Origin of the sequence: Microcoleus sp. S13_C5, from assembly GCF_036700845.1 — a bacterium.
Taxonomy (GTDB): Bacteria; Cyanobacteriota; Cyanobacteriia; order Cyanobacteriales; family Microcoleaceae; genus Microcoleus.
On record NZ_JAUBPR010000012.1, the window covers coordinates 83,815 to 93,007 of the forward strand.

General features: G+C 45.7%; 11 protein-coding genes. 5 read left to right on the forward strand and 6 right to left on the reverse strand.

Going from position 1 to position 9,193, the window contains the following annotated elements:
* Positions 1-54: 54 nt before the first annotated feature.
* The 3 genes from QUA04_RS05645 to QUA04_RS05655 are packed head-to-tail and all read right to left on the reverse strand — an operon-like array spanning position 55 to position 2,713.
* A complete protein-coding gene (locus QUA04_RS05645) occupies positions 55-1,686 on the reverse strand; it encodes an Hsp70 family protein (RefSeq protein ID WP_333254591.1) in 1,632 nt (543 codons plus the stop codon).
* A 20-nt stretch (positions 1,687-1,706) separates the two neighbouring features.
* Complete coding sequence (locus QUA04_RS05650) at positions 1,707-2,489, reverse strand: XRE family transcriptional regulator (protein ID WP_333254594.1); 783 nt, start codon at positions 2,487-2,489, stop codon at positions 1,707-1,709.
* 11 nt (positions 2,490-2,500) lie between these two features.
* A complete protein-coding gene (locus QUA04_RS05655) occupies positions 2,501-2,713 on the reverse strand; it encodes a DUF2997 domain-containing protein (protein ID WP_333254597.1) in 213 nt (70 codons plus the stop codon).
* A gap of 82 nt (positions 2,714-2,795) precedes the next feature.
* On the opposite strand from QUA04_RS05655, the gene QUA04_RS05660 reads away from it, so the two are divergent.
* Complete coding sequence (locus tag QUA04_RS05660) at positions 2,796-3,821, forward strand: low specificity L-threonine aldolase (RefSeq protein WP_333254599.1); 1,026 nt, start codon at positions 2,796-2,798, stop codon at positions 3,819-3,821.
* Positions 3,822-3,905: 84 nt separating this feature from the next.
* Here the strand turns inward: QUA04_RS05660 and QUA04_RS05665 are convergent, their stop codons facing one another.
* Both QUA04_RS05665 and QUA04_RS05670 read right to left on the reverse strand, forming a co-directional pair.
* Positions 3,906-4,304: a DUF4112 domain-containing protein gene (locus tag QUA04_RS05665; RefSeq protein WP_333254601.1), complete on the reverse strand. Its 399-nt coding sequence runs from the start codon at positions 4,302-4,304 to the stop codon at positions 3,906-3,908.
* Between the two features lie 71 nt (positions 4,305-4,375).
* Entirely contained in the window at positions 4,376-4,714 is a 339-nt protein-coding gene (locus QUA04_RS05670) for a helix-turn-helix domain-containing protein (RefSeq protein WP_333204426.1), read from the reverse strand.
* A gap of 116 nt (positions 4,715-4,830) precedes the next feature.
* Here QUA04_RS05670 and QUA04_RS05675 point away from each other — a divergent pair, with 116 nt between their 5' ends.
* From QUA04_RS05675 to QUA04_RS05690, 4 genes are all read left to right on the forward strand, one after another.
* On the forward strand, positions 4,831-5,529 hold the full coding sequence (locus QUA04_RS05675; protein WP_333254604.1) for a pirin family protein: 699 nt from the start codon (positions 4,831-4,833) through the stop codon (positions 5,527-5,529).
* A gap of 182 nt (positions 5,530-5,711) precedes the next feature.
* Complete coding sequence (locus tag QUA04_RS05680; protein ID WP_333045541.1) at positions 5,712-5,918, forward strand: hypothetical protein; 207 nt, start codon at positions 5,712-5,714, stop codon at positions 5,916-5,918.
* A gap of 161 nt (positions 5,919-6,079) precedes the next feature.
* A complete protein-coding gene (locus QUA04_RS05685; RefSeq protein WP_333254606.1) occupies positions 6,080-7,723 on the forward strand; it encodes a WD40 domain-containing protein in 1,644 nt (547 codons plus the stop codon).
* Positions 7,724-7,836: 113 nt separating this feature from the next.
* Positions 7,837-8,484 carry a Uma2 family endonuclease gene (locus QUA04_RS05690; RefSeq protein ID WP_333254608.1) on the forward strand — a complete coding sequence of 216 codons (648 nt, stop codon included), beginning with the start codon at positions 7,837-7,839 and terminating at the stop codon, positions 8,482-8,484.
* A 79-nt stretch (positions 8,485-8,563) separates the two neighbouring features.
* Here the strand turns inward: QUA04_RS05690 and QUA04_RS05695 are convergent, their stop codons facing one another.
* Positions 8,564-8,938, reverse strand: coding sequence for a hypothetical protein (locus tag QUA04_RS05695; protein WP_333254610.1), 375 nt, complete (start codon positions 8,936-8,938; stop codon positions 8,564-8,566).
* Positions 8,939-9,193: the final 255 nt, after the last annotated feature.

Below are 9,193 nucleotides of genomic sequence, written 5' to 3' on the forward strand. Positions count from 1 at the left end.
AGACTTTTTGTAAGAGCGATTTCAATATCCGAATGTTATCTAAAAATTTTATCATTATTGCAGTTTGGCGATCGCCCCTTTTTCCACCAACACCTTACCAGTCACCAAATCCCGCACCGTCGCCAACAAAACCCGCCTCTCATCCACCTCAAAACTCACCGAAACCCTGTCAACTCCCAATACCCCGGGCGGATTCAAATGCGCTACGCAAACCTGCTGGTGGTGGCTTTCCAGAGATCGAAAATCTGTTTTTTTGTTGAGCAAGCTGCTCGTCATTTGCCCTTTTTCGTTAAAAATAACCTCCGCTTGCGATACCTCCGCAACTTCCCCAATATCTAACCGAATTTCCCTTTGCCCTTCAATTGCCACTTGCAACGTCAACTCTTCGGAACTTTTACAGGGATACTTCATTTCCTTGCTAAATATCGGCGAATAAGCATAAGCTTTAGCATAAGGTTCCCAGAGGCGAATTGCATAGCTGTGGCGCAAATAATCGTCAACACTCGCTAATTGTGTCAACGCTAAAGCACCGTGTGCCACGGCTTCAAAAGGCTTGTCTCTTTGGACTTTTTGCCGCCCAAAATACGAAACCACTAAATTAGATACAGCCGGGATTAAAGAAGTTCCTCCTACCAGCAAAACCTGTTCTATATCTGCTTTGCCGATACCTTTTCCCTGTGCAATACTCAGCACTTCATCTAAACTTTCCCGCAACTGTTCTAACAACTGCCTAGATTCAAGAATTTCCTCAAGCTTGTCTCGGTTTAGCTGCAAGTCGTAAGACATAAAATTTTCATCGTCAAACCAGCTTTCCTTCGCCTCATTAACTTGAGAAAGTTGAATTTTTAATTTTTCCGCTATTTCTAATAAGTTTTGCCAGCCAACTGGGCCGACTTCTGCCCGCGACGAACCAATTTGCCGCAAATAATCTTCGACAATCCAGATGTCAATATCTTCGCCGCCGACATAAGCATCGGATTTTGCCAACACTTCGGCACGCACCCCCCCCAGCCCCCCCTTGTCAAGGGGGGGAGCGAGATTCCTCCCCCCCTTGGTAAGGGGTGGTAAGGGGGGGGTTAGAGCAGTACGAACTAAACTTAAATCTAAAGTTCCGCCGCCAAAATCAACTACTAAAACTAGAGAACCGGGGCGTTTTACTGCATATCCTAGGGCGGCGGCTGTGGATTCATCTATTACCTGAATTTCCGCAACTCCCAAACTTTCTCCTAAGTCGCGAAACCAATCTAGATATCGCTCAAATGCTCCAACTGGGACTGTGAAAATTACTTTTTCTGCCTGTATATTTTGTAAATATAATTGTTTCCAAATAGTTATGATAAACTGTTCTGCTACTGATTCGGCTGTGTAGGTTTCGCCTTCGATATTACGGGGCGGCGGCTGAAAGTCTGCAGCTAAATTGCGTTTAAAAGCTTTGAAAAAACGGTCTGGCTGGGATTGCCCCAATCGCTGCGATCGCACTTTTTCTCCCAACACCAACTCTCCCGCCTTGTTCACAAAAACTAAAGTCGGCACTACAGATATTTCTCGAACATCTCCGCTCAAATTCTTCGTTTTAAAAATGCGGGACATTTCGCCCAATCTCAAAGTTTCTGGTGTTTGCGTATCCGGGTTGAGAATGCAGACAACCGTGTTGCTGGTGCCGAAGTCAATGGCAACTGTAGTCATGTTGATTTAAAATTTAAAATTTAATTTTTCATTCCCGCTGGCAGGGTGCGACTAACTTTAGCAGGAGTAAGAATTCGCTCTCCCTCCCGATAGCCTACAAATCGAATATAAACTAATTCTCCTTCGGTTATATCTTCAACATCCGGCTGGTGCAACTGCGGATTGTAAGCAGTTTGTTCCCACGCAGAACCGATTGTTTGAAAATCCCAGCTTGATAACAGGTTTTCTAAGGGAGTAAACAAAGCTGAGAGATTTTTGGCGGGCATATCCGGCTTGGCTTCTGCCATTTTGCGGGCGGCGGGATAGTTGGTTAACAAAGTTTGCAACTGTTCAAAGGTAGCGCGGCGAAAATCGGCAGTTAGTTGAGCTTTTTGCTGCTGTAATTCTTCTCGCAGCCGGAAACACTGCTGCCTCAATTCTTCAATTTCGGTGGGATTAGTTGTGATTGTAGCCGATGTGGGCAGCGCGCTCAAAGTGCGATCGAACTCTTGAAAATTCAAATTCAGCACTGTTGCCAGCCGCCTCAGTTGGTCTAGGGTGAGTTTTCCCACGTCTCCCTGCCGCACTAAGCGCACCGCAAAGCGACTTAAGCCTGCTTTTTCGCCTAAATCTTGCCAATCGAGAATGTCTAGCTGATTCATGCGTTCCCGCAGAATTGTATCGTACTTAAACTCGATCGCATCTCCCGCCTCAGATGCAGCATAAAGGTAGACTAAAATTAGAAAAATGCCCCCGATAGCGAGCGCGAAGCTGAAGGCAGGCACTGTTGTTACATCAACTGTTGCACCGAGGATCTCAAACATCTTTAACTCTTCTAAACTTGTTTTAAAGTCTGCGTTTGTTCAACGCTCAAATTTTCTTCGCCTTGGTAGTATTCTGGCAGCAAGTCTTGAGATTCTACTTTGCCGAGGGCTTTTTCAATTCCGGCGGTGGTTGCGGTGCAACTCGAACCAGTGGCGTTTAGGACGGTTTCGGTAATTTTGCCGTCTTTGCCGATGCGGTATTCTATTTGGCGGTATTCTGCCATAATTCTTCCTCTTGGTTTAATGCGTGAGTGTTAAATGCTGAGTGTTGAGTTATATTATAGATTCTATTTACCAATTATTCTAATGAATTTTTGTAGCGACAATGCAACCGGGGTTTCGCCGGAGATTATGGCTGCGATTGCAGCGGCTAATTCCGGTACTGTGATGTCTTACGGAGATGATGAATATACACAGCGTTTGCAAGTTAAATTTTCGGATTTGTTCGAGACATCGGTGACTGTTTTTCCGGTAGCAACTGGTTCTGCTGCTAATGCGCTAGCCCTGGCGGTTGTTACTCCTCCTTACGGCGCTGTTTACTGTCACGCGGCATCTCATATTAATCTGGATGAATGCGGCGCGCCGGAGTTTTTTACAGGCGGTGCCAAGTTAGTTACAGTAACAGGAAATCATGGTAAAATAGAGGCAGAGACTTTAGGAAAAATACTCGATCGCGCTGGTGCAGGTGTCGTCCACCACGTACAGCCCGCAGCCGTCAGCATCACTCAAGCAACGGAAGCCGGCACAGTCTACAATCCAGCGGAAATTTCTCACATTTCGGAAGTGGTTCGCGCTCACAATTTGCGCCTGCACATGGATGGAGCTCGCTTTGCAAATGCTGTCGCCAGTCTTGGCTGTTCTCCTGCTGATGTTACTTGGCGCGCTGGTGTCGATATTCTCTCGTTTGGAGCGACAAAAAACGGTGCAATGGCTGCGGAAGCTGTGGTTTTTTTTAATCAAAAATTAGCAAAGACTTTCCCTTTTTACCGCAAGCGCAGCGGGCATCTTTTCTCGAAAATGCGGTTTTTGTCGGCGCAGTTGGAAGCGTATATCACTGATGATTTGTGGCTAAAAAATGCGGCTCATGCAAATAATATGGCGGCTAAGTTGGCGCAAGGCTTGGCAGGTGTTGAGGGAGTAAAGTTTTGCCATCGTGTTGAAGCCAATGAGATTTTTATGCAACTTCCCGAATCAGTAATTACATCGGTTTTAGCTGATGGTTTTCTGTTTTATCGGTGGGATAAATGTACTGTTAGACTGGTAACGGCTTTTAATACTCGGGAAGCCGATGTTATTGCTTTGGTGGAATCTGTGAAACGCTATTCTGTATAGATTGTAAGTTGGTAATGGCGGGTTTTTTGAGCATTTTTGTGATAGCAAATATTATGTTAACCCGCCCGGGCTGGCGCTACCCATCTAGATTTTAATCGATTGAGAAACAGGTTCTGCAACTGCGGCTAGTTCCGGTTCTACTGCTTCGAGGTGTTCTTCTAAAAGCGCTAGATTTCTCATGTTTGATTTATAAAAAGCATCGAAGATATCTCCGACTAAAGGTACTGAACCCACAACGGCTTCTAGACCAATATTGTAAATCATTTTCCCGAGAGTTTTTTGGGGAATGTTGAATCGAGTTGCTAAATAAATTAGGTAGGCGGAAAATGCGGTATCTACGATATCCCCAGCACCCGGAACTAAACCGATAATGGGGTCTAAACCAATGCGAAATTTGGTGCCGGGGATGCCAATAGCGGTATCCATCAGGCGGCTGAGTTTGCGGATGCGGTTGAGGGTGGCGAGACGCTCTATGTTGTTCATATTATTATTGTTGAACTAGGTTGAAAATTTTAAATCTGTCGGAAGGCGGAAAAAAAACATCTAGAAACCGCTCATTTTCCATCTTCGCTAATATGCTGAATTCCCCATTCGTGCATGGCGTTAATAATCGGTTTGAGACTTTCGCCCAAAGGCGTTAGCGAATATTCAACTTTTGGTGGCACTTGCAGGTAAATTTCCCGGTGCACAATCCCGTCTGATTCCATTTCGCGCAGTTGCTGCGTCAGCATCTTCTGAGTAATGCCGTTGACAGCTCGTTGCAGCTCGTTAAAACGCTTCACTCCTTGAAACAACTCCCGCAGAATCAAGACTTTCCAGCGCCCGCCAATCACCTCTAGAGTGCGTTCTACCGGGCAATTTGCGCGATCGACTTTTACTTCTTGGACTTGCATAGTATCTTTTTGGTAAGTACCGCACTTTTAAGTGCGTACTATCCATAATAGCTTGACTCGGTTTAAAATAAAAACATCAAAGAAACACCGGATAAATTTCACTGAGGATTCAGAAAATGATTACCATCAGAAAAAGTGAAGCGAGAGGACACGCAAATCACGGTTGGCTCGACAGTTACCACACATTTTCTTTTGCCGGCTATTACGATCCAAATTATATGAATTTTCGATCTTTGCGCGTAATTAATGAGGATTTTGTTAGTCCCGGCAAAGGTTTCGGCACTCACGGGCACAGTGACATGGAAATCATTACTTATGTATTAGAAGGAGCATTAGAACACAAGGACAGTTTGGGTACTGGTGCAGTGATTAAACCCGGTGAAGTACAGCGGATGAGTGCAGGTACGGGTATCCAGCACAGCGAGTTCAATAGCTCGCAAACAGACCCGGTTCATTTGCTACAAATCTGGCTGTTACCCGATACAAAAGGCTTGCAGCCGAGTTACGAGCAGCGCGAATTTCCCCTAGCAGAAAGGCGCGGAAAACTGCGGTTAGTGGCGGCGCGAGATGCGAGAGATGGTGCTGTGAAAGTGCATCAAGATGTGGATTTGTATGCGGCTGTTTTGGATAAAAATTCGCGGGTTTCTCATGCTTTGCAGCCAAGTCGTCATGCTTGGATACAGGTGGCTCGCGGCTCGGTTTTGCTCAACGGTTTGACCTTGGAAAATGGCGACGCTGCTGCCGTTAGTGGTGAGTCTGAGTTGGTGGTTGAAGCGACTGCAGATGCTGAATTTTTGCTGTTTGATTTGGCATAAAATGGGGCAGCCTAGATATTAAGTAAGGTGCACATTGTGCACCCTACTTAGTAATGGATAATCTGCGCCTTGCACACCCTAGTAAGGGTGGGTTACTACTTAGGAAATAAGTAAATAGGAGGAAGACAGTAAATTTTATTTGTGCTATTTTTGCTAAGGCTAAGTGTTTAGGATAAATTTTTATGCAAGAAAACCCGATCGCCCGCAAGCATCTTATTTGGAGCCTGATCACTGGTTTAGCAGTTGGCGCGATCGCGGGCGCACCCATCGGCTGGATGGCTAATGGGTATTATTCCGAGCAGCGTTTGGCTCAAATTCTGATTTGCCGAGAAAAGAATAGAGATCAGCCAGTTGCTATTGTTGAGTCTAGGTGCGGTTCCCGATTCTAAATTTTTCTGCTAGGCAGAGGGCTGTGTAAAATATTTTTAGGCTTGTGCGAATGTCGAAAGTTCGATCGCGCAGGCGTTTTGGCGTTCTCAACCGTCAATATGCCACAAACCGGAAAAGTTATACGTCAGTTGATATGTGGGTATGTTAAATTTACACAATAATGAATTACAGCAGAACAATTCCGGCTATTTTGAGTGCTACGATCGCCCTGAGTTCGATCGCCCTCATCCCACTCACATCACCTCAAATTGCCCTAGCATTAACCGCCGACAAAGTTAAAACCGTTGCCCAAGAAATTACGGTTCGCATCCAGGGGCCAAAAGGCGGTTCAGGAGTAATTTTAGAGAAACACGGCAGCACATACTATATTCTCACAAACTGGCACGTTGTCGATAAAGCCGGCGATTACGAGGTTGTAACTCCTGACGGCAAAGCTCACTCTGTATACTACAGCCTCGTGCGGCGAGTGCCGGGGATGGATTTAGCCGTCGTACCCTTCAGCAGCGCTCAAAGCTACCCCCTGGCTCAATTAGCCAATTCCGCAGCAACTAAGGGAAACAAGGCTTATGTGGCTGGCTGGCCGATATCCGGCGGTTCTCTGAGACAACCGATTTTCATCGCCACGGAAGGTCAGCTTACCGGCCGCCAAACTCCCTGGAACGGCTATACTTTGGTCTACAATAACTTAGTGAGAGCGGGCATGAGCGGCGGGCCGGTGCTCGACGATGCAGGGCGAGTTGTCGCAATTAACGGCATTGTCAGGTTAGAGGACAATTCCGATAAAATCGTGGCGGCGGGGATAGAAATCAATACTTTCATGAAATGGCGATCGACTATTTCGCTGCCAGTAGTTCCCCAATCTCCTACTGCCGGAAACCCTACAACTCCGGCGAATAATGCGCCCCGCACGCCCGCAAGTGCGATCGCCTTTGCTGCCACAAATACCCTCAAAGGGCCTTCGGAAGTTGTCAGTTCCCTTGCCCTAGCTTCAACTTATTTTACCACAGGAAATAGCAACGGCACAATCTCAGTTTGGAATTTTCCCAGCGGGCAATTAAAAACTACCCTGCAAGGTCACACGGAAGCCGTAAACGCACTGGCAGCGAGTGCGGATGGCAAGGTGTTAGCTAGCGGCAGCGACGACAAAACCGTGAAAATTTGGAATTTAGAAACTGGCGCGGTTGTACGCACTTTAAGCGGGCATTCCAATGCAGTTTCGAGCGTTGCCGTTAGTCCTGATGGTCAATTTGTAGCCAGCGGTAGTTGGGACAAAACGATTAAGATTTGGAATGCGAAAACGGGGGAATTGCTGCGGACTTTGACTGGGCATTCTGGGTTGGTGAATGCAGTTGCAATCAGTCCCGATAGCAAAACTTTAGCTAGCGGCAGCAAAGACGGTTCTATTAAGTTCTGGAATTTAGCTACTGGTCAAGAAATTCGCACGATTAGCGGCAAAAACTTGTCGGTTTTGTCGCTAGCTTTTACTCCCGACGGCAAGAGTTTAGCTGCGGGAAATAGCAACGGCACAATCGGTTTGTGGAATGCCGGAAACGGGCAGTTAATTCGGCGTTTAAGCGGGCATACTGACGGGGTTTGGTCGGTGGCTTTCAGTCGGGATGGCACTACGCTGGTTACTGGGAGTTGGGATAAGAGTGTGAGACTTTGGGATGTGCGATCGGGGGAATTGAGAGGTAATTTGAGCGGTCATTCTGGCTATGTTAGTGCTGTGGCTATTAGCGCCGATGGCAAGACTATTGTTAGTGCGGGTTGGTTGGGGGAAATTAAGATTTGGAAAAGGAGTTGAGATTTTTTTGATTTAACCGCAGAGGGCGCAGAGGGCGCAGAGGAAGAGTAGAGAGAACAGGGTTTGCATTTGATTGAGTGGTGTTATACGATCGAGATATTTGGGATAAAAAAATGAGTGGACTAAAGACTAAATTGCCAACTGATATCTGGGTAGCAGCAACCTGGGAAGAATTCATCGCGATGGCAGATGACCCAGCTTACAGTAAAGCCAAATGCTATTACCGCAACGGACAAATGAGGATTGAAACTATGCCAGTAGGGCCAAACCACGCTAGAGACAATGGAAGTATTTTTTTAGGAGTGAGTCTGTTCTGTATTGCGAAAGCTATCCCTTTAAATGGATTGGATAACTGTAGTTACCGGAAAACAGGAATCCGAGAGTGTCAGCCAGACGTATCTTACTACATTGGATCGAGAGCGCAATTAGCACCGAGTGGAAGTTCGATCGTAACTCTTGACGTTACTCCACCCCCAGATTTAGTCATAGAAGTTGCTGACTCAACTTTGGCTGATGATATTGGTGAAAAACGGTTGCTTTACGAAGAGTTAAAAGTCGCTGAATATTGGGTAGTAGACGTGCAGAAATCTAAAATTATTGCCTTTGCTATCATTGCTGATAATGGCAGTCGGCGGATCGTTCAATCGGAAGTTTTGCCGGGATTAACTATTGCTGTGTTGGAAGAGGCTTTGCGGCGGAGTCGCACTGAAGATCAAGCACAGGTAGGGGCTTGGTTGTTGGCTCAATTTCAGCAGCAGTAATCCAAATAGAAAGCGATCGCCCTTACTCATTGGGAAAGGCAAGGCGAGCGCACTTTTTCTAAAATCAGGATATTAAGGCTTACTCACCTTCATCCAGTAAACTTTGAAGCATTGGAGTTAGAATCTTTACAACTGGATTATTTGTAAGCTCCATTACCGCTGCTACTCCACCCGCTTTCAAAGCTTTAAGTACCTTTTTCTTCACATCGGGCTGTTTTTCAATTTCTTCCATAGCTTTTGCAGCAACTGCTGATTTGTCAGCAACCGTTGTTGTTGGGTATGTCTGAGATAACTGATCTAAAAGCTCCTGGATTTCTTTTGCGGCCTCGGCACGAGTTTGCCTTTGTTCAGGTGAGTGATTGTGAATAGTGTTAGCTATTTGCTCAGTGTTAATGGTATGGCTGAATCCAACCCCAAATGAGGATTGGCTTTGATCGATTTTGCGTTCTGACATAATATTTATGTAGTAATCACCAACTATTGTTGTCTGTTCTCTATTGTAGCACTTATTTGCTGAGCAGTCGTGATTTCAGAATAGCCAAGACCAAATGAGGATCTACTTTGGTCAATATTCGTACATGTATTGATAGATTTATCTTCGATGTTAACTACGTAAATTTCTTCGTCATTACGGCTCTCCTGAGTTTATGGTGTAAAATAGATCAACCAATACAGTTATAGTGATGAGCTTTCATTTAGACTATCTATT

Bases quoted from the DNA above. Each gene is read 5' to 3' on its own strand.
- QUA04_RS05645 (WP_333254591.1), bottom strand. From the start codon at position 1,686: ATGACTACAGTTGCCATTGACTTCGGCACCAGCAACACGGTTGTCTGC.
- QUA04_RS05650 (WP_333254594.1), bottom strand. From the start codon at position 2,489: ATGTTTGAGATCCTCGGTGCAACAGTTGATGTAACAACAGTGCCTGCC.
- QUA04_RS05655 (WP_333254597.1), bottom strand. From the start codon at position 2,713: ATGGCAGAATACCGCCAAATAGAATACCGCATCGGCAAAGACGGCAAA.
- QUA04_RS05660 (WP_333254599.1), top strand. From the start codon at position 2,796: ATGAATTTTTGTAGCGACAATGCAACCGGGGTTTCGCCGGAGATTATG.
- QUA04_RS05665 (WP_333254601.1), bottom strand. From the start codon at position 4,304: ATGAACAACATAGAGCGTCTCGCCACCCTCAACCGCATCCGCAAACTC.
- QUA04_RS05670 (WP_333204426.1), bottom strand. From the start codon at position 4,714: ATGCAAGTCCAAGAAGTAAAAGTCGATCGCGCAAATTGCCCGGTAGAA.
- QUA04_RS05675 (WP_333254604.1), top strand. From the start codon at position 4,831: ATGATTACCATCAGAAAAAGTGAAGCGAGAGGACACGCAAATCACGGT.
- QUA04_RS05680 (WP_333045541.1), top strand. From the start codon at position 5,712: ATGCAAGAAAACCCGATCGCCCGCAAGCATCTTATTTGGAGCCTGATC.
- QUA04_RS05685 (WP_333254606.1), top strand. From the start codon at position 6,080: ATGAATTACAGCAGAACAATTCCGGCTATTTTGAGTGCTACGATCGCC.
- QUA04_RS05690 (WP_333254608.1), top strand. From the start codon at position 7,837: ATGAGTGGACTAAAGACTAAATTGCCAACTGATATCTGGGTAGCAGCA.
- QUA04_RS05695 (WP_333254610.1), bottom strand. From the start codon at position 8,938: ATGTCAGAACGCAAAATCGATCAAAGCCAATCCTCATTTGGGGTTGGA.